The organism is Pannus brasiliensis CCIBt3594 (genome assembly GCF_036688125.1).
In the GTDB taxonomy this organism is placed as follows: domain Bacteria; phylum Cyanobacteriota; class Cyanobacteriia; order Cyanobacteriales; family Microcystaceae; genus Pannus; species Pannus brasiliensis.
This window is the reverse complement of sequence record NZ_JBAFSM010000037.1, coordinates 1-19,738: the sequence shown is the minus strand read 5'-3', so window position 1 is coordinate 19,738 and position 19,738 is coordinate 1. Positions and strand designations below refer to the sequence as shown.

The following is a 19,738-nucleotide window of genomic DNA, read 5'->3' as shown; positions in this document are numbered from 1 at the left end:
GGAGGCAGGAGTCAGGAGTCAGGAGGCAGGAGGCAGGAGGCAGGAGGCAGGAGGCTTAGCTATCAGCGTTCAGCTATCAGCTTTCAAGGCGCTAGTTTTTCAGCGTTAGCTACTATTTAAGAGCGATCCGCTGACCGGTTTTTTCTAGATTTTTTCCTTCACCTCTTCTAAGAGTCCCCCGCAGGCATCGAGGAGAAGTTCGATCACCCGATCGAATCCCTCGCGACCGCCATAATAGGGATCGGGAACTTCCTTTTCCCGGTGGTGACGCGCGTAGTCGCACATCAATTTCACCTTATCGCGGTATTTTCCCGCTCGATCGAGGGAGAGAATATCGTCGTAATTACTCTTATCCATCGCCAGAATCAGGTCGAATTCCTCGAAATCCTCCTTGATAAACTGTCTGGCCTGTCCTTTTAACGGGATTCCCCGTCGGGCGGCGGCCTCGTTCATGCGGGAATCGGGAGGTGAACCGATGTGATAACTGGAAGTCCCCGCGGAATCGCAGTGAATCCGATCGCCGAGTCCCTCTTTCTCGATCAGGTAATTCATGATATTTTCCGCGGAGGGCGATCGACAGATGTTTCCCAGACAGACGAACAGTAATTGATAGGCCATATTCGAGCGGGGGATGGGTTTGCGATCGATGATTATAACGGTTCGGTTAGCATCCCGACGAGAACTTGTCCTCGAAAAACTCCTCGCTATCGATGGGGGTAATCGCCTCCAGTCCGAGACTTTGTAGGTACTCGATCCAATCCTCGATCGTGTCCTCGATCGAGAGTAACCCCAAGACCCTAGCCACGTCCGCGACCCACGGGAGGGTATAGATGCGATAACCTCGCCAATCGGTTTCCAGGGAGAGCCAGGCGGGAAGATTCTGGCGATTAAACGCGCTCGATACCACGTAATCGGCTCGAAAACAGTAAATTCGGCTAGAAACGCGGGGGTAGACCAAATGAAAACTCCTTCGCTAGTTCGGAACAATCAAGTCAATTACATGATATAATCACCCGCTTTTTTCGATCGATTCGCGGATTTTAAAGAAATTTTTGGGATTAGCGGCGATCGCTGGCCGTGTACGTGTTTCTACCGATCTCGAAAGCGGGTGGTGATCTAGATCACCTTTTTTTCGGGGAACCGATCACGATCCGTCGAATCGCTTGCCCTACAATATATTTTAATGAATCGATCGAAGATAAACGTTATGGCGAAAGTGTCCGGGAAACCCTTACAGCCAAATCCTTTTTTAAGTTATCGAGACCCGAAAACCGGGTTATGGGTCGTTATTCAGGGAACTTCCCTGCATAATTGCCTAGAAATCTCGTCACAGGAAGCCCCGCACTCGCACACACGGGAAAGAGTGCAAAGTTAGTGCGCCGCCGGCAAGATCTCCGAGCGAGGCGCGACTCGCGCGCGGTTTTCCGATCCCGATCGAGGGTTACAATCTCCTGGCAGGTACTTTATCTCCGTATATCCCCGTGGAGCCTTCGGGAACTTCACAAAGTCTAAGGGATTTCTAGGATACCCACCTCCCCATCTCTCTCACCTCCCCATCCCCTCATTTCCCCATCCCCCTAAACCGGTATAATTAGGGCTTGCTTTCACAGGAGAGATAAAAACGATGCCCGAGGCGGTCGGAGTGATTCAAACGCTAGGTTTTCCCCCGGTTCTAGCGGCGGCTGACGCGATGGTGAAAGGGGGACGCGTGACGCTAGTTTATTTCGACCTCGCCGAGAGAGGGGAATTTCTCGTCGCCGTTCGCGGTCCCGTGTCCGAGGTGAATATGGCGGTCGAGGCGGGATTAGCGGCGGCACAGGAGGGCTACGGCGGTAACGTGGTCAGCCATTACATCGTTCCCAACCCCCCGGAAAACGTTCTCGCGGTTCTACCGGTGCAGTACACGGATAAGTCCGCGCCGTTTCGGAGTTAGTGCCTATAGCGATCGGGCGCGAACTAGATTATAGTGAAAGACTGAAAAAGAGATTGAAATCTATCAATTAAGCGTATTCGATTGTCGTTATAGGAGTTTCTTATGCCAGCCCAACCCGCCGTGGGATCGATCGAGACAAAAGGCTTTCCTGGAATTTTAGCGGCCGCTGACGCGATGGTAAAAGCGGGACGGATCACGATCGTCGGTTATCTGAGAGCGGGTAGCGCCCGTTTCACCCTCAATATCCGCGGTGACGTGCAAGAGGTGAAAACCGCGATGGCCGCGGGTATCGAAGCGGTCAATAAAACCGAAGGTGCCGCTCTAGAGACGTGGGTGATTATCCCCCGTCCCCACGATAACGTGGTCGCCATCCTACCGATCGATTTTAGCGAAGCCGTGGAACCTTTCCGCGCCGCCGCCGATGGCGCGATGACCCGACGATAAATGTAGGGCGATCGTTTTTCGATTTTTCAAAAGTTGGGACTCGCGAGGGTTCCAACTTTTGTTTAGATCATTTTTGTGCCTCTAAAGAATCGCGAAGAACATTCAATAACTTTTTGAATCGGTCTTTTGTCGATTGAGAAATAGAAACAGGATGAGCTTTAGCAAGATTTTCTTGGATGGCTAAATTGAAGTATTTTTTATCGAATTTATCCTTGGTTACATCGATTGAATTTTGAATGGCGATTCGATCTCGATCATCAAAAAGCTTTTCTGTAGCATAACCTGACCACGATGGATCAACATCTTCAAGAACGAATAAACGATCTTTAACAATATTTTCAAAAAGTTCCTGATAACGCTTTTTCTGTCTGTGTCCCTCTTTATCACTATCTAGTAATATCGTGAATTTCTTACCCCACGCGTAATAGAGTCGAATCACGGTATCGAGACCACTTGAACCCATACCCGGAAGAAGTGCCAGTTTTTTCTCTGACTGTAAAATTACATCTTGAAAGTAACTCAAAGTATAAAAATCGTTTTTCCCTTCTACCATAACAACATCTTGTATTGGCTCAAGATTACTAGGTCGATATTCTAGAATGTCTAGAATTGGCTGAAAATAAGTATATTGATCGGGGTGATTAGTAACAAAATTCCTATATTTTGCCACCTCAATATTAGTTGGCTCAAAATTGTCAATATCATCCTTTTCGTATTCAAGAGCTTTGTTTCTGACAATATAAGTATTTTCGAGCCATTTTGGATTAATTAAATGATGGCTATGAGTCGAATAAATTACAGACACCCCAGATTTCGTTAATTTTTCGAGGGCACCTACAAGCCTTTGTTGAGCCGCCTGATGTAAATTAGAAGCTGGCTCATCAAACAAAAAAACTAAATTTGTATTACCTTGTGATCTAAGAACTCGAAATTGAGTGAAAAGCAAAAACGTGAAGAACCATCGAAAACCCAAACTTCTTTCACGAATATAATAGCTGTCTTCACCATCCTTGAGTTGTAATTCTATAAAAATACCATGTTCTTCATCTATTTCTGGATAACTGACAATAATTGACTTGTTAGTTATATCTGTTCTAAAAACACTAAGGTTCTCTGAAAAAACAAGCTTTGTGATTTGCGATCCCATTTTATTTAGAACACTGTTTACGGCCTCTTTTTGCTGACGAGTTCCCTGCCCAACCCTATCTATTATATGTGTTTTTACATTAAGTTGATTCGGCAACGAATCGAGAATATCTTGAACAAGCCTCCGATAAAAAGCTTGCTCTATACCCTCTCCATCCGATTCTTCTAAATATATAACATCTGGAAAATTAAATAGAAAATTAGGATAGTAAATAATAGGCGGAATATTCTTTCTAATAAAACTAGAAAAAGAATTCCATGCTTTACATTCTGGATTTAATTTTTGTTGATTTCTTTTTTTGGATTCTTTTCCAAAAATATTAGTTTCCCAGCGAAAAACCGTATTCTTAAACAAAGAATTCTCGAAATTTAATTTCAGTTCTATGCTCATTCTTGGATGGAATTCTTCACAAACAAATCCATGTTCTTTAAGGGTTTTTCTGGAAAACTCTAAATCTTCTTTGTCAAGCTCAAAATGTGCTTTAATACTTGTTTTGTCTGTAAAATTGTCTTTTCTGTTTTTAGGGATCAATGAATCTTTGCTAATGACTCCGCTAGGACAAAGGGTTAAGTATTCTTCGTCTATGTTTTTGATGTTTTCATAAAAAAATGAAAGAGCTTCCATGATAGTTGTCTTTCCGCTCTCGTTTAGACCAACCAATATAAATACTTTAGATGCTGGATTTCCACCAAGATCTAGTGTTAGTTCTCGAATTCCTTTAAAATTACAAATGGTGAACGAGGTATATCTCATTTCACAAACTCCAATTAGATTAGGTAGGGCAAGTGACTGATCGATTACAGATCGGGAATCGAGTTCCGATATATATGATAGTTTAGCTCGTTATTCTAGATTTTGGCGATCGAGCTACTAGAAAAGATTTTTCAGGCAATCGACCGAGAAACTTGTAAAAAAAATTCTAGAATCGGTAGAAAACGATCGAACCGCTAATAATCCCCCGAAACTCCCCGACAGTAACCGACCGGACGCGATCGAGGACGGAAACGAGAGCGGGACTGAACGGGGAGCGATCGCCTATAATGTATCGGAAAGCTCGATCGATCCCCGATGACCAGTCTTATTCCCCGGCCTTCTATCCCCTCCTCCCGCGTCGCGCTCACCTATCAGGTAGCAATGCCCGAACCGACCTCGCATCTGTTTGAAGTCACGCTAGAGGTTCGCGGTTGGCAATCCCCCGTTTTAGACCTAAAAATGCCCGTCTGGACACCCGGATCGTATCTCGTCCGGGAATACTCGCGCCTAGTCCAAGATTTTCAAGCGATCGGGCTGAAAAGTAAAAAAATTAGCAAAAATCACTGGCAGATCGAAACCGACGACACGAGCGAAATTACCGTGAAATACCGCGTTTTCGCCAACGATCTCACCGTCAGAACCAACCATCTCGACGATACCCACGGTTATTTTAACGGCGCGGCGCTATTCTTCTTTATCCCCGGTTTCGAGAGACAACCCCTCACCCTACAGATCGTTCCCCCGCGTCCCGATTGGCGCGTCGCCACCGCGTTACCCCCCGTACCCGGCCGGGAAAACACCTTTCATGTCGCCGATTTCGATACCCTCGTCGATAGTCCCGTCGAGGTCGGCATTCACGACGTACACCAGTTCGAGGTCGAGGGAAAACCCCATCGGTTCGCGATCTGGGGCAAGGGCAATAACGCCAACGTGCCGAAACTCCTGAACGATACCAAGAGCATTATCGAGGTAGAATCGGCGTTATTCGGCGATTTACCCTACGATGACTATCTATTTCTCCTGCATCTATCCGCGGGAGGATACGGGGGACTGGAACATAAAAATTCCTGTACCCTGAACTACGCGCGCTTCGGACTGCGCGATCGGGAAAAATATAACCGTTTCCTGCAATTAGTCGCCCACGAGTTCTTTCACCTCTGGAATATCAAGCGAATTCGCCCGAAAGCCCTCGAAAGCTTCGATTACGAGGCGGAGAACTATACGAACGCCCTCTGGTTCGCGGAAGGGACGACCAGCTATTACGATATGGTGATTCCCCTGCGCGCGAGAATTTACGATACTAAGACGTTTTTAGACCTTGTAAGCAAGGAAATTAGCCGCTATCTAGCCACGCCGGGGCGAAAAGTCCAGCCGTTGAGCGAATCGAGTTTCGACGCGTGGATTAAACTCTATCGCCGGGACAACAATAGCGATAATAATCAGATTTCCTACTATCTCAAGGGTGAACTCGTTTCCCTTCTCCTCGATTTACTCATCCGCGCGCGAAGCGAGAACCGACGTTCCCTCGATGATGTTCTCCGCGCGATGTGGGAGAATTTCGGGAAAGAAGAGATCGGTTATACGGACGCGGAGTTAAAAACGGCGATCGAATCGGTCGCGGGGACGGATTTAAGCGATTTTTACGACCGTTATATCGATGGTTTGGAAGAATTGCCGTTTAACGAGTATCTAGAACCATTTGGCTTGTATTTAAAAGGCGTGACGAACGGGGACACGGTTCCCTATTGGGGCGCGCGGGTACAGAGCGAGAAGGGGAAAGAGATCGTTAAATTCGTCGAGATGGATTCCCCGGCGCGAATCGCGGGAATCTGGGCCGATGACGAGTTACTGGCGCTCGACGGACTGCGGGTGACGGCGGAACAATTACCCGAAAGGCTCAAAGACTACCGGAGTGGTGATATTATTCAAGTTACCGTCTTTCATCTCGATGAACTGCGAACGGTTCCGGTAACGTTAGCCGAACCGCGACCGGCTCGCTACGAGATCGTTTCGATAGAGAACCCGTCGAATCGTCAGAAACAGAACTTTTCGGAATGGGTGAAATCCCTCTAAACTATCGCCTAAACTGTCTAAAAAAATGTCTAGTAACAAGATTCCTTTTCTTCCTTACGCCTATTTCGAGAGTAAGTTCGTCCCTTTCGATGATGCGAAATTATCGGTCGCTACCCACGCGTTACACTACGGGACGGCGGCTTTCGGGGGTTTGAGAGGGACACCCGACCCGGAAAATAGCGATCGAGTTCTTTTATTCCGTCTCGATCGACATTCTAAACGATTGAGCCAGAGCGCGAAGTATCTCAATTTCGATCTTCCCGCCGACAAAATCTATCAGATTATTCTCGATTTTGTCAAAATCAATAAATGTCGGGTTCCTTTTTATATCCGTCCGCTCGCCTATAGTTCTGGCTTGGGAATCGCTCCCCGCCTCCATAATATCGAGAAAGATTTTCTCGTTTACGGCTTACAAATGGGCGATTATCTCGACGAGAACGGGGTGAAATGTCGGATTAGTTCTTGGTACCGGCAGGAGGATAGAAGTTTACCCCTGCGCGGAAAAATTAGCGCGGCGTATATTACCTCGGCGCTGGCGAAAACGGAGGCGGTGGAATCGGGTTTCGATGAAGCGATTCTGATGAATACCCAGGGCAAAATCTGCGAGGCCACGGGGATGAATATTTTCGTGGTTAGAAACGGACAGTTAATTACCCCCGGATTCGATCAGGATATTTTAGAGGGGATCACCCGCGATAGTATTCTCACCGTGGCGCGGGATCTCGGGATTCCGGTGGTGGAAAGACCGGTCGATAAAACGGAATTATTCGTGGCCGATGAGGTTTTTTTAAGCGGGACGGCGGCGAAAATTACCCCCGTCAAACAGATCGAAACTTTTGTCTTACCGCAAGAGAAGCCGATCACGCAAAAATTGAAAGAAAAATTAACAGCGATCGTCAACAATCAAGTACCGGAGTATCGCGATTGGATCACCGCGGTTCCGTTAGAATAATCCTGAACTCACGGGAACTTTCGGGTGAAGTTCCGAACGGGAGGCGATTTCCATGACAGGCGTTGTTCTCACCCCGCCGGAGGAAAAAATCCTCCTCTCGGGGATTAGTTGGAGAAACCTACGAGACACTTCTAGAGGAACTGAGCGATCGACGTTTTCGCCTCACCTACTATCATGGAATTCTAGAAATAATAGCCCCCTCCCCCGAACACGAACTCTATAAAACCGTGTTCGGGCGCTTCGTGGAGACATTAGCCGAAGAATTCGAGGTAGAAATTCATCCCCTCGGTTCCACGACTTTTAAACGTCCAAGTTCGAGCGGGGACGAACCCGATGAATGTTTCTATACGAACCCGAAAAATATCGCGCTCATTCGCGGGAAAAAGAGAATCGACCTCGAACGCGACCCCGCGCCCGATTTAGTTCTAGAAATCGATATTACGAGCGGTTCTAAACTTCGTCTGGATGTGTACGCGGAATTAGGAGTTCGGGAAGTTTGGGTTGACGATGGAACGCGATCGCGACTTTTTCAGCTAGGGGAAGGAGGATATTGTCAGACGACGGAAAGTGCAATTTTTCCGAATATACCGATACTAGAAGTTCGGACATTTCTAGAGCGGGTCGCGGATACGGATTATTTAACTCTGGTTCGGAAATTCCGCGAATGGGTCGCGGTCGCTCGCTCCTAAAAAGTGCAAATGTTCGCCCCGAACTTAGTGTGATTTAAAGTAAATTGTTTTCTCTTCACCGGAATGGTTTTGCCGTCGCAAGTTACGGTACTCGGCACTTTTTGGAACGGGCTACCGGTGAAGGTGAAGGTGGTACTTTTACTCGTCTTGTTCGGGTTAGTCACGAACATGAAATACTCGTTCTCTTTCCGGAATACCTGATACGCGAGATTCGAGTTATTCGTTTTAATCCCAGTGTTCACCCGTTGGGATAGGTACGGTAAATACGGTTTCACTTGGGCCACGATCGGATTCAGTACCTCGTTTCGCCAAGCGGGGGAAGAAAGTTCCCACATGAAAAAGAAAACACCGGAAGTAGGAATTTGTAGACTCGTCAACACGTAGTAACGGGTTTCCGCTACCGTAGGCTCGCGCTGGTCGTACTTTTTGTACCCGCTTCCCTGTAGGATGAGAAACATGGGCGGCTTTTTCTCGCGCTCGAAAAGCCCCGACATTTGCTGTAGATCCGGGTACATTTGGGAAAGGAATAAGTCACAGGCGAACTCTCGGGTATTCGAGCAGTACGGCGGGATCAAGATCGGGTAGTAATCTACGGCCAGTAGATCCGCCGAGTTAACGAAAGGCCCGATATTGATGCCCGATCGAATCGAACGTCCGTAAAACGCGATAATTACCGGGTGATCGGGGTCTTCCGCTTGGATCGCCCGGTAAGCGTCCGACACGTATTGCGGATTTTTTCGGAGGACGTGTTCCCCGTTTACTTCTTGTAATTCCGGTTCGTCTATTAAATACCAACCGCCAACGGCGGGATGATTCTTGTATTTGCGGACGAAACTGACGATCCCTTCCAGGTTTTTCCCGGACAAAATGGCATCTCGGGAGATTTCTAGGTACAGCGTAACCCCCGATATTCGAGCGTTTTCTAAAAGTTCGTCCAGCTTGTCCGCGGAAACCCCGGTAAAGGTTCCCTCCGAGACGATCTGCGCGTAGTACACGAAAAGGGTATTATACCCCTCCGCCGCGGCCCGGGCGGGTATGGTCGTGTCATAGGTTTTTCCCTCACCGCCGTAGAATATTAAAGCGAACCAGCCCAGAATAAAGGGTTTGTCCGCTCTTGCCGGTGTTCCTAACCCGAGAAGCAGTAGGAACAGAACCAAGAAACCGAGGAATCGACGCAACTTTCCATCTCCGCGAAAAGGTCTTCCGTTATTGTAGGGGAATCGATCGCCGAACGCTCGCGGGAAAAGCGATCGCTCGTTTCCCACCCACCGACCTTTCCGGGTGCCATCCGTCCATAACCCTTATCGGTTAACGAACCCGCGAAAATTCTCTCCCTGAAAGTTGATAGCGAAAAACTTCCCGACGGAAATCGGGAATCGAGCGGAAGTTCTCCGGGAAAATGATCCGGGGTTTCCGGGATCGATCGAGGAAAAAGAGCGTTTTTCGGGAAAGCGAGGACACCCCGGCCGTTCGAGTGTTCCTTTCTCGATCGAAAAACGCCCCAATCAGGAGATTCTAGGAAAAAGTAAACTTTTACTAGAAATACCCGGAGCCAGAACTTGGTGGAAACTTTAACCTCTCGCGATTCGATCGGGTATCGCTCTGGAGAGGCGAGCCGTAACTGACAGCGCGATTTAGCTCGAAAAACGTTCGATCGCGATCGTTCGATCGGGAGAATCAATATTTACCGCACTTCTAACATCTGGAAATACAGACCGTCCGCGAACCTTCGGTTAAAAAAGGTTTTTCTTGGGAAAAGTACGAGAATCGGAGAGAAACACGACTTGGCAAGGTTTATCCATTACCCATCACGAAACAATCGGGTTTTAGATGATTGTATTCGTGACGGGAACGATCATTTTTTTGGAATAACCAGAAAAATTGCCAAGTCGTGATTACTGTCGATTCTTAAGCGATCGCTATTGGCGGATAGTCGTCTCCTGACTCTGTCCAATTGCGGCTAACGATGCACTACCGAATAAAGCCACAGAATTAGCAACAGCGTTTTGGACTTGGGTAACGTTAGAGACATCGACGTTGACACCGACGTTTAAGCGGGAGCGACCGCTACCTTGAACTTCGTTGGTTTCGACGGTTTGTAAGTGGCTGAGATCAGAAATAAACATGATTTTTTTCTCCTTGTAGTTTTTGGTGTTTACAACTGTGATTCAGTTGATGTTTATATCATAAATATTTTTGCTTTTACGTGGTTGCCATTTTGGCAGATTTCAGTTTTTTTATTCGGAAAAAATCATCGAATATTTATAAGTTATTTTTATGGATCTCTCGATACATACTTTTAACGGATCTGAATTTTTATCAAGCTCGATCTGTTAGATGTTTGTCATTTAAAAGAATCAAATGATTTCCTGAAAATCCTAGAGGTTTTTAAATGAGTAAATTTTAGCTAAGGTTTTGAATCTCTAGCCTGAAAATTTACTGGTATTTAAACGTACACGAGCTATATCTAGCTCGTTAAATAGATTCTCGTCGACCTCAAAAATTTTCTCGATCTATCAATATTCTTGCGGTTGTTATCGAAAGATAGATCGACGGGAAATCTTTTCTATATACGTGTCGGATAAGATTATTCACCTCGTTATCTTTCCCTCGAAAGACCGCTTTGAAACGCTTTCGATCGGCAAAATTCTACGATTATTTATCACACCACTTAAGGGGCAATACCTATTATAATGCCAGTTTTTAAGCGAAAACTGTAGACAAGTTCGCTTGATTTAATACTCGTTTTTGTCACTAGGGCGCTCGATCGAAAGATTTTCGTGAGGAGTCCCCATCGATCGAAGTTCGGTTTGGTATCGAATTGGAGAGTCAACCGAGAACTAACCGATCTATTTAGATCGAAGAACTATCGATCGCTCGAACGATACACTCGATTTCGGTTCCTGAAGTTCTCGCGCTAGAAAGGTACTCGATCGAGGGAAAGCGCGGTCATCATCAATCAACACGCTCTCGCGCGATCGCTCGCGAAAAAAGCGGGCCGGTGATTATTGTAGTTAGAGGAGATCGGATCGGTCATTTTCGATAAAGTAAGAGCGAAGTTAAGGATAAAGGGATAAGGGATTTTAAATATCGATCGACTCTCGATTGTCGGGGCGATCGAGCGATCGTCGTTCCGGCTGTCCGAGAAAACATTCGTCCGGTTTTAGGTAAAGGGTGTTTAATTAAATCGCTCCTGTCTTCGGTTATCGTGGCCGGGCTAGTCGCGGTCTAACGCGGTGTTGCCGATCCTTATAGAAAGCGGAGATTGTATAGGAATAGCTAGGACGCGTAAATATAGAGATAATAATCCGACCTTGACCTTATTCGTGTCAGCAAATTCAACAGAAAACGGGTCGTTAATCATCATAGTTTTCTCTCTATTTTTTGAATATTGATCGAACTAATTCGGTGGTCTCATACAACATAAACGGTTTTGTTTTTTCCAGTCTGCCATTTTGGCAGATTTTTACTTTGTCTTGAAACAAAGTGCTTGGAGTTGAATAGTCTATTTTTCGAGATTTTTGCCTATACACTTTTGTAAACGCCATTTTACGCTCGCTATTTTTAAAATACACCAAAGTTTATTAAATATGCGATCTCTAGAAAAAAATGTGAAGTTTTTGTGAGGTTTTAAAAGCCGAGATATTAATAGTTTCCCCCTAAAGAAATAAATGAATACATCGCTCTAGTTCTATTGCCTTTGTATTAGTCGAAGACTCGGTACAACGGGGAGTTACCGCTTTTGCATGAGCTAAAACCAGAGCCTGAGATAGAATATCACGGTCAAAAAGAAAAGATTTTCCCGAAAAAGATAACGATCCGACACGTTCCCCGCGTTCAGCACGATCGAGCGATAATATTCGGCAAATTTTAGCCGATAGAGCGAAAAGCGATTTCCGATTATCGATCGAGAGTCGAAGGGGAGATTTTCCGACCGGAACGAGCGACTACAAAAGTCATAACCTAAGCTCGACTTTTAGGAAGGTTTCGGTTGAACCGAGACGGAAAAGTTACCGAACGGGAGAAGTCTTATTCGGTCGCGTCCGATGGATGGATTCTCTCCCCCTCGCTTTTTCCCGGCCAACGGAATTACCCGGCACCCGTAACCGCGAGAGGGCGCGATCCTACCGGGCTACCCCTGCCGTATTCCCGTTGTTTTCTAAAGAAGAGGTCGAAAATAGATTTCTCGCGTCCTTCGGGCTTGATAATCTAAAAAAGCGAAAAATCACGGTTTACCAAGCTAGATCGGTTTTAGGAAGAGTTTTGGAACGGATTATTCCGGGTTCTCCCTCCTGACTCCTGACTTCTGTACGGGCGGTCTTGCGAGAAAGGCGATCGATACGCGATAATGAGAGATCGCGTTTAAATCCAACCGACCTTTCCTGTTATGGCCAGTAAAAAAGGCGTTCGCCTGATCATCACCCTAGAATGTACGGAATGCCGGAGCAATCCGGACAAGCGTTCCCCCGGCGTTTCCCGGTACACGACGAGCAAAAACCGTCGCAACACCACCGCTAGATTAGAACTGAAAAAGTTTTGCCCCCACTGCAACAAGCACACGACTCACAAAGAAATTAAGTAAGCGCCCTTTAGCCGAATTGTCAACCCAATCCCCCGAAACCTATGAGTTACTACCGTAAACGTCTTTCTCCCATCCCCCCCAGTCAGCCGATCGACTACAAGGATACCGAACTGCTCCGTAAATTTATCACCGAGCGCGGCAAAATTCTCCCTAGACGCATTACCGGCCTGACGGCGAAACAGCAGAGAGATCTGACCGCGGCCGTTAAACGCGCCCGGATCGTGGCTTTACTGCCGTTCGTTAACCAAGAAGCCTAATCGCCGGTGTTTTTGGCAGAATATCCCGAAAAATAGCGATCTCGGTGTTCCGGGATCGCTCCCGTGTTCGTGCAAAGAAATATGTAAAAACCGACGCGGGCGAGAGGTTTTATGAGAAAATCTTAAAAAAATGTTAATTTTTCGGGGGGGTCGATCGAATCGATGGGCGGAGCGCGCGATTCATAAATCCTTGACAGAAAAGTCACGATCTAGGGTTTTTACGGTCAGCTACCGAAATTATGGAATTTCTCGGCGTAAAACAATTCTAAACTCCGACTCCTGACTCCTTTCTCGACGATGATTTCTGAATTCCGGCAATTCGCGCGAATGTCCGTGATTATTCAGGAGTTAGCGAAAGCGGGGATGTTTTCATGCAACAGTATCCATCCGACACCGGCCGGAATTTCCGGGAACAGAGAGAGGAAGAAGATAGCGCGGCATTTCTCCAGAGTATTTTTAACGCGGTAGAGGCATCGATCGTCGTGGTGGACGTGCTGGAAAATCGGGATTTCCGCTACGCGAGCGCCAACCCGACACACGAACGCTGGACGGGACAGCGATCGAGCGAGATCAAGGGCAAAACCCCGGAACAGATCCTCCCCCCCGAACCGGCGCGCGCGGTACGGCAACACTACAACGATTGTCTCCGCTTCGGGACGGCGATCTCCTACGAACAGTATTTACCCGTGCGGGGGATTCCCCAGTGGTGGCTGACTACCCTAACCCCTCTCCCGGACGCGCGCGGACGCGTTTACCGATTGGTGGGAACCAGTATCAACATCACCGAACGGAAGCGAGCCGAAGAAGTATTACGACTACAAGCGCGACGGGAACAATTACTGGGGGTGATGCAGGAGAGAATCCGGCAATCGTTGGATCTCGATCGCATCTTGCAGAGAACGGTGAAGGAAGTGCGGCAGTTTCTCAACTGCGATCGGGTGTTGATCTACCGGTTTTTTCCCGACGGTAGCGGGGCGATCGTCGTCGAATCTCACGATATTCAGGCGCGTTCGGTGTTGGGAACCACCGTTCAAGATCCCTGTTTCAGTCTCTCCGTCGATCGGGTGGATAGTTACCGGAAACGGCATATCCAGGCGATCGAGGACGTGCGCGTCGCGGGATTGCATCCCTGTTATCGGGACTTTTTAACCTCCCTTCAGGTGCGCGCGAATCTGGTGGTTCCCATCGTCTCGGATCTGGAGGGATATCTAGAAACGGACGCGGCGAACCCGCATCTATGGGGGTTACTGATCGCCCAAAACTGTCGGGAACCGCGACAGTGGCAACAACCGGAGATCGATCTCCTGCAACAGTTGGCGCTTCAGGTAGCGATCGCCATCCGACACGCGGAATTACACCACCGCGCGAAATGTTTGAACGTGGCGCTGGAGTCTCGGGTACAGCAGAGAACGGCCGAAATCCAGATGCGCTGGAAATACGAGGCGATGGTGAAACGGATCACCGAGAGAATTCGCGATAGTCTCGACGAGCGGCAGATCCTGCAAACGGCGACGCGGGAGTTGGTACAGGTTCTCCAGGTGGAACGGGCGCGCATCGAACTCTACAGCCCCGATCGGGCCACCGCGACGATCGCCTACGAGACCATTTTAAAACCGCCTTCCTGTCAGGGAATCACGCGACAGGTGGCGGATTGTCCGGAAATCTATCGCTCGCTCCTCCGCAAAGAGGTGTTACAGTTCGTCAACCTCTCGCCGTTCGATCATCCGGATCTCGATCGGGTGACGTGGTTAGCCTGTCCGATGTTCGACGATCGGGGATTTTTGGGCAATCTCTGGCTGGTTCGACCGGCGGCGATGATTTTTAACGATCTGGAGATTCAGTTAGTCCGGCAGATCGCGGACGAGTGCGCGATCGCCATCCGGCAGGCGCGTCTCTACGAGTCCTCGCGAACCCAACTCCGGGAGTTAGAAAAGCTGGAACGATTGAAGAACGAGTTTTTGAAAACCATCTCCCACGAATTGCGAACCCCGATCACCAGTATCCGGTTAGCGGCCGAAACGTTAGAGAGTTTTCTCGAACTGAAGGGGATTCTTCCGGACGAGGACGATTCGATCGGCGAACTGTTGCGGATTCTCCATCAAGAATGCGGGCGACAGGGCAAGATCATCGAGGATTTACTGACGTTGACGTATCTGGACGCGGAAACCGTCTCGATCGTGCGGGAGGAGGCGGATTTACTCTCGTGGCTTCCCCCGTTAGCGAAGGGGTTCCGGGAGATGGCGCGGGAACGGGAACAGGAGTTAGTGATCGATATCGCGGCGGATCTGCCCTGTATTCGGACGGATATCGTCACGCTCGATCGGGTTTTGCGGGAATTGCTCACCAACGCTTGTAAATACACGCCGTCGGGGGGAGCGATCGCCCTGGTGGCGAGTCGGGTGCCGGACGGGATCTCGATCGAGGTGCGGAACTGGGGCGCGGAAATTCCCGCGGACGAGTTATCGCGGATTTTCGACCCCTTCTATCGGGTTCCCAAGCGCGATCCCTGGCGCTACGGGGGAACGGGGTTAGGGTTAGCCCTCGTCCGCAAATTGGTCGATCGCCTAAACGCCTCGATCGGGGTTTCCAGTCTCGATCGCCTGACGGTATTCACCCTCACTTTGCCCCTGTAGTAGAGCAGAGGACTGAAAATCCTCGTGGATTAGTAAAGTAGAGGTCGATTTGTTGCCGGTCGATCGAATAAAGTTTTCGAGTTACTAGAAAATCGCTTGCAATTCTCGGGGGCGCGTGTTATTCTAGACAAGGACAAAAAAAAGCGCCGAGATAGCTCAGTTGGTAGAGCAGAGGACTGAAAATCCTCGTGTCGCCGGTTCAATTCCGGCTCTTGGCATCCAAGAACACTAGATAAAGTCAGAAGTCGAAACCCCTCGCGAATGGCTGTGAGGGGACAACCTCTTCACGGGTTCTTCCACAGACCGAGTGGCGATCCTACCGAGAACACGGCAAAAAACCGAAATGCGCGGGCTTACGGAAACCTCCCGCCTAAAGCGGGATCGGCAGACAGCAGGGAACGATAATACACCCCCCCGACGCGGAAGATTTTAAGGCTCTACCGGTTTTAGCGCAGTCTTGAAACCGCCGCACCGAAAAACGAACGATATCGCCCAAATTATCCGATAGAATCCGTTCTTTGACGTAATCGGAACACGATACCCCCCCGTGTAGCAGTCGATGGGGACAGGAAAACCCCTTTTTCGGCGAAATATATTTCTGATACCCCTCGATCGATCGAAAGGCCGTTTGTCGTGTCAGCGCGGAAACATTCATAAGGGTGTGGGGTGTAGGGTGTGGGAACCTAAGAAGAAGGAATAATATCGTGGGGGCGCGAGGCTCGCGTCCCCATAAATCTCGGATTAAATCGAACCGGCTAAAACGACCTTTAACACACGCTAGAACCGGTAGCCCGCGACTCTTGATAACGGGTTTTATATTTTTTAAATCCCGAATGATAGTGATCGTCTAGGGTATAGAGATCGGGATCTCGATCGTAGCAATAGGTATCTCGATCGTACCCGTCATAACCGACACTCGTATCGACCCGCGGGGGAGTATTGTTCGTCGTCGGGGCGGTATCCGCACCACCGTAGCCCACTCCCATACCCGCGGGAACCCCCACCGCGGAAGAGGAACCGCGCGATCGATACACGTTTCTAACCGTTTCTTCGTGGTCGAAATCGACGGTCATTCCCTCGTTATATTCCGGTAAAGCTTTTACCTGTTCTTCATCGAGAGTATCGGCGTGAACTTCTTTGCGCTCGTAATTAATTCGAGTGCAACCGATCGGGAGGAGAATCTTTTTCCCGAACACCCAGAGACCGGTATGGATGACGAGATAGCGAAACTCTCCATTATCCTCGATTAAAATATCTTCCACCGAGCCGACTTTTTCATCCCGCGCGTACACGGGATAGCCGATCACATCTTTTCCCTCGAAACGATCGTGATAATCGGGATCGAAATCTTGAATTTTATGCAGGGACATAAGCCGTTTTCCGATTTTTATTCAGGATTTTCTATTCTGACTTTCATGTTAGAAATTCCCGAACTCGATCGACCCCCCCGCCGGAGAGATTTTCTCGATCGCCCGTCGAAGGAGTTCAGCCATTCTAGCCGATGAGAAGGAGAGTTAGAATCAAACTCATCAAGATTAGCGGTTTGGCGTACCCCGGCGGCGATCGCTTCCCCGAACTCGACAACGAAAGCGACCCTTTTCGATCGCCTAATCTCGGCTAAAAACAGACAACCTTAACCGAATCGTCGCTTCGGTATAACCGTGAAGTTGTTCGGCCGCTAGTCATCACGAGTATTTTTATAGATGCTTCAAACTGTCCAATCCTCGATCGGTAAACCTGCCACTTTGCCAAAATCTCGATGATTACGGGTCAACAAAATCAATCCACGGAACAGCGCGATCGCCGCGATCCGCGCGTCCATCTTTGCTAGTTGAATTCGTTGTGACTGTAATCGATCGAATGTCGTAGCCGCACCCGCATCAAATGAAATGAGAGGCAACACCTGAAAGTCGGTGACGAGTCGCGCCATCATTTCATATCCTTTCACTACGTCATTTAGGTTACGAGCGCGATTAATGTAAGCGTGGCTACCGAGCATCTGTTCGTGAAACGTCACGGTTGATACAGCAAAGTCTGATAGCGGATACCGGGCCATTCGCGTTGAAAGGTTGCGGAAATCTTGCCCCGCTTGGCGCTGAAGAACGCTCAAATGGTCTGTATCCAGCAAATATTTCATAGTTCGTCTCGTGCTTCGAGGATAGACTCATCCCCTCGGCGAATCGCCTGTCCGTAAGCGATTACTTCCTCAAAGGCCGGTTCACCTTTGAAAGACCCTGTAATTTGTTGTAACCAATTCGTCGGTTGAGGGGTCGCGATTTGCTTCTGTAACTCGGCGATCGCCGCTTCTACCGCGGCAAGGCGTTCCTCTACAGAAATGTTGGGTGCCATGTTAGTTTCCCCTAATGAATCGTTTTTGACGAAAAGATAATGATTCAGAGAGCATCATTACAATCCTACCACCTTTAACCGACAAAGAGTAGGGATGATGTTGATTGGCTAACCCTTACGGCAAGTGCTACCCGATCGGCGATCGCACTATTAATAATAGTAGCATCTCGTGAATTTCATGAGATGTTGTTGGGTTTCCAACCGTCAAACCAACCTACTCGATCGGCTGGATTTATTTACCTTCGGAGCTTACCGACAAGTTTTAATACAGTTTACGGTAAATTAGCGTAAATTATCAAAAATTACTCCGAAGTGTAACTATCATGAGCATTTATCTGACGAGGGGTTCATCATTCTGTCTAGCGAGATAATTGACGATTTCATTAACTGCGCTCGGCACGCCTGGACTTTGCAACATTAAAACTTTTCCAGATATAGCTCTTTGACGTTTTAATTGAGCGATAGGCTCGGAAAGATCGTGTCCAGTCAATCTCGTGATTACTACTATCAGATCTCCTCGACGCGCTGTTCGCTTGATCGTTCTTTTATCAAGTCTTCTTTCATCAGAAGAGGGAATCTCGATCGCCTCCTTCAAATTATAATCTTGTTTCAATGTTGAAATAATTTTCAAACGCATACTCGAGCCTCCGCCCGCGAGAACGAGAGTGATAGAGGACATATCGATCCCGGTTCGAGCGGTAGTGGAATCGGGATCGAATTCCGCTCGCTCTCCTCTTAAAGATTCATTCTCGGATTGTAATCGCTCGTTCTCGGATTGTAATCGCTCGTTCTCGGATTGTAATCGCTCTTTTTCCCGTCGTAAATTACTCGAATTCCGATCGACATCTTCAGCGTATATTCGGTAAAAGTTAACATTTTCCTTGGTTTTCTCGCGTATAGCGTTTACTTTATCGATATATTCTTGTTCGGTTCGCTTTAAGTCTCGCTTTACGCTTTCTTTCTCCGCTTCGTGAACTGATATCGATTGTCTCTGCTCCTCGATCGTTCTTTCGGTTTCTCGAAGGCTTTGTCGGATTATTTCAAGCTCTCGTTCTCTCTCGCTCAATAATTCTCGACTCGTACCGACTTCATTTTCGAGAGAATTTAGTTCCTGTTGTAGGCGGGATTCACGTTCTCGCTGGCGAGAGGCGTAGTCTTGCAATCGAGTTAGTAAACTTTGTTCGGACTTGATTAAAGCGGAAATCTGATTGGAACGTTCTTCCAACTCCCGTTTAAGTTTTTCGGACTCGTTTTCTAAGAGCCGTTTTTCCGATTCTTCCCGCTCTAGTCGTAAACGTTTTCTATACAAAACGAACTCGATACTCAAAGCGGAAGCGACGACCCCGAAAAGGCTAATGAGAGCCATCATCGTATAAATATTATTCGTACCTGCTCCGAACGGCCGTCCTAACCAATTTCTTAAAGACTCTGGGAAGGTGGGATAAATTCCTCGGACGTAATACACGCGTCCGATAATCGTCCCTTGATTTTTCCAACCGGTAATCTCTCCTCGATCGCTTCGGGGGCTTCGATAGTTTTTTTCCGCTAATAGGGGCGGCGGATCGCGAAGAATATCGTAATCATATTCTTTTAACAACTCTATCGTTAACTCGCTTTTCCACCGTTCCTTCGAGTCGGTAGAAGCGATCATCTTCTGGCCGTCACACTCGACGGTCGCTTCTTGACAATCGGTAACAACCAATCCGAACTTACCAAAGTTACTGTCGAGCGTCCTCTGTAGCTCCTGTTTATTTCCATCGAGTAATAAGCGGGATAGCTTCATGGGAAGCGTGTGCGAGAGAATATTGAAGTCTATCGTCTGTACGGCAAAAATCGTGCCTTCCCAATAACGTTTATAATTGATATAATTTCCCAGAAGTGTTGAACGATAGAAACAAAGCGATAAAAAAAGCCTCTAAAATGATA

The 19,738-nt window shown here is 47.9% G+C and carries 18 protein-coding genes and 1 tRNA gene; 10 read left to right on the top strand and 9 right to left on the bottom strand.

Features of this window, described 5'->3' with window-relative positions; translation table 11 throughout:
• Positions 1-144: 144 nt before the first annotated feature.
• Both V0288_RS17300 and V0288_RS17295 read right to left on the bottom strand, forming a co-directional pair.
• The gene (locus V0288_RS17300; protein WP_332866395.1) at positions 145-618 is read right to left on the bottom strand and encodes a low molecular weight protein-tyrosine-phosphatase; all 474 of its coding nucleotides are present in this window, start codon (positions 616-618) and stop codon (positions 145-147) included.
• A 46-nt stretch (positions 619-664) separates the two neighbouring features.
• Positions 665-958 (bottom strand): hypothetical protein, encoded by a 294-nt coding sequence (locus V0288_RS17295; RefSeq protein WP_332866394.1) that lies wholly within the window; start codon positions 956-958, stop codon positions 665-667.
• A 249-nt stretch (positions 959-1,207) separates the two neighbouring features.
• Between V0288_RS17295 and V0288_RS17290 the strand changes: the two genes are divergently transcribed.
• The 3 genes from V0288_RS17290 (at position 1,208) to V0288_RS17280 (ending at position 2,377) form a co-directional block, all read left to right on the top strand.
• A complete protein-coding gene (locus tag V0288_RS17290) occupies positions 1,208-1,375 on the top strand; it encodes a hypothetical protein (protein WP_332866393.1) in 168 nt (55 codons plus the stop codon).
• Positions 1,376-1,624: 249 nt separating this feature from the next.
• Entirely contained in the window at positions 1,625-1,933 is a 309-nt protein-coding gene (locus V0288_RS17285) for a carbon dioxide-concentrating mechanism protein CcmK (RefSeq protein ID WP_332866392.1), read from the top strand.
• Between the two features lie 102 nt (positions 1,934-2,035).
• Positions 2,036-2,377: a carbon dioxide-concentrating mechanism protein CcmK gene (locus tag V0288_RS17280; protein WP_332866391.1), complete on the top strand. Its 342-nt coding sequence runs from the start codon at positions 2,036-2,038 to the stop codon at positions 2,375-2,377.
• A 67-nt stretch (positions 2,378-2,444) separates the two neighbouring features.
• Here V0288_RS17280 and V0288_RS17275 read toward each other — a convergent pair whose 3' ends face one another.
• Positions 2,445-4,277 carry an ATP-dependent nuclease gene (locus V0288_RS17275; protein ID WP_332866389.1) on the bottom strand — a complete coding sequence of 611 codons (1,833 nt, stop codon included), beginning with the start codon at positions 4,275-4,277 and terminating at the stop codon, positions 2,445-2,447.
• Positions 4,278-4,592: 315 nt separating this feature from the next.
• Here V0288_RS17275 and V0288_RS17270 point away from each other — a divergent pair, with 315 nt between their 5' ends.
• The 3 genes from V0288_RS17270 to V0288_RS17260 all read left to right on the top strand — a co-directional run bounded on the left by V0288_RS17270 (position 4,593) and on the right by V0288_RS17260 (position 7,991).
• Positions 4,593-6,350 carry a M61 family metallopeptidase gene (locus V0288_RS17270; protein ID WP_332866388.1) on the top strand — a complete coding sequence of 586 codons (1,758 nt, stop codon included), beginning with the start codon at positions 4,593-4,595 and terminating at the stop codon, positions 6,348-6,350.
• Positions 6,351-6,375: 25 nt separating this feature from the next.
• Positions 6,376-7,302, top strand: coding sequence for a branched-chain amino acid transaminase (locus tag V0288_RS17265; protein WP_332866387.1), 927 nt, complete (start codon positions 6,376-6,378; stop codon positions 7,300-7,302).
• A gap of 62 nt (positions 7,303-7,364) precedes the next feature.
• Positions 7,365-7,991: a Uma2 family endonuclease gene (locus V0288_RS17260; RefSeq protein WP_332866386.1), complete on the top strand. Its 627-nt coding sequence runs from the start codon at positions 7,365-7,367 to the stop codon at positions 7,989-7,991.
• On the opposite strand, the gene V0288_RS17255 is transcribed toward V0288_RS17260, so the two are convergent.
• Complete coding sequence (locus V0288_RS17255) at positions 7,988-9,169, bottom strand: hypothetical protein (protein WP_332866385.1); 1,182 nt, start codon at positions 9,167-9,169, stop codon at positions 7,988-7,990. The genes V0288_RS17260 and V0288_RS17255 overlap by 4 nt on opposite strands.
• A gap of 3,209 nt (positions 9,170-12,378) precedes the next feature.
• On the opposite strand from V0288_RS17255, the gene rpmG reads away from it, so the two are divergent.
• The 4 genes from rpmG to V0288_RS17235 all read left to right on the top strand — a co-directional run bounded on the left by rpmG (position 12,379) and on the right by V0288_RS17235 (position 15,681).
• Positions 12,379-12,573 carry a 50S ribosomal protein L33 gene (gene rpmG / locus V0288_RS17250; protein WP_332866384.1) on the top strand — a complete coding sequence of 65 codons (195 nt, stop codon included), beginning with the start codon at positions 12,379-12,381 and terminating at the stop codon, positions 12,571-12,573.
• A 41-nt stretch (positions 12,574-12,614) separates the two neighbouring features.
• Positions 12,615-12,830, top strand: a complete 216-nt coding sequence (gene rpsR / locus V0288_RS17245; protein ID WP_332866383.1) for a 30S ribosomal protein S18 — start codon at positions 12,615-12,617, stop codon at positions 12,828-12,830.
• Between the two features lie 371 nt (positions 12,831-13,201).
• Positions 13,202-15,463: a sensor histidine kinase gene (locus V0288_RS17240; RefSeq protein ID WP_332866382.1), complete on the top strand. Its 2,262-nt coding sequence runs from the start codon at positions 13,202-13,204 to the stop codon at positions 15,461-15,463.
• A 145-nt stretch (positions 15,464-15,608) separates the two neighbouring features.
• Positions 15,609-15,681, top strand: a tRNA-Phe gene (locus V0288_RS17235).
• Positions 15,682-15,833: 152 nt separating this feature from the next.
• Here V0288_RS17235 and yidD read toward each other — a convergent pair.
• From yidD to V0288_RS17210, 5 genes are all read right to left on the bottom strand, one after another.
• Positions 15,834-16,118, bottom strand: a complete 285-nt coding sequence (gene yidD, locus V0288_RS17230; RefSeq protein ID WP_332866381.1) for a membrane protein insertion efficiency factor YidD — start codon at positions 16,116-16,118, stop codon at positions 15,834-15,836.
• A 112-nt stretch (positions 16,119-16,230) separates the two neighbouring features.
• Positions 16,231-16,833, bottom strand: a complete 603-nt coding sequence (locus V0288_RS17225; RefSeq protein ID WP_332866380.1) for a PRC-barrel domain-containing protein — start codon at positions 16,831-16,833, stop codon at positions 16,231-16,233.
• Positions 16,834-17,171: 338 nt separating this feature from the next.
• Complete coding sequence (locus V0288_RS17220; protein WP_332866379.1) at positions 17,172-17,600, bottom strand: type II toxin-antitoxin system VapC family toxin; 429 nt, start codon at positions 17,598-17,600, stop codon at positions 17,172-17,174.
• Positions 17,597-17,812, bottom strand: coding sequence for a hypothetical protein (locus tag V0288_RS17215; protein ID WP_332866378.1), 216 nt, complete (start codon positions 17,810-17,812; stop codon positions 17,597-17,599). The genes V0288_RS17220 and V0288_RS17215 overlap by 4 nt, the downstream gene beginning before the upstream one ends.
• A gap of 331 nt (positions 17,813-18,143) precedes the next feature.
• A complete protein-coding gene (locus V0288_RS17210) occupies positions 18,144-19,595 on the bottom strand; it encodes a hypothetical protein (protein WP_332866377.1) in 1,452 nt (483 codons plus the stop codon).
• Positions 19,596-19,738 lie beyond the last annotated feature (143 nt).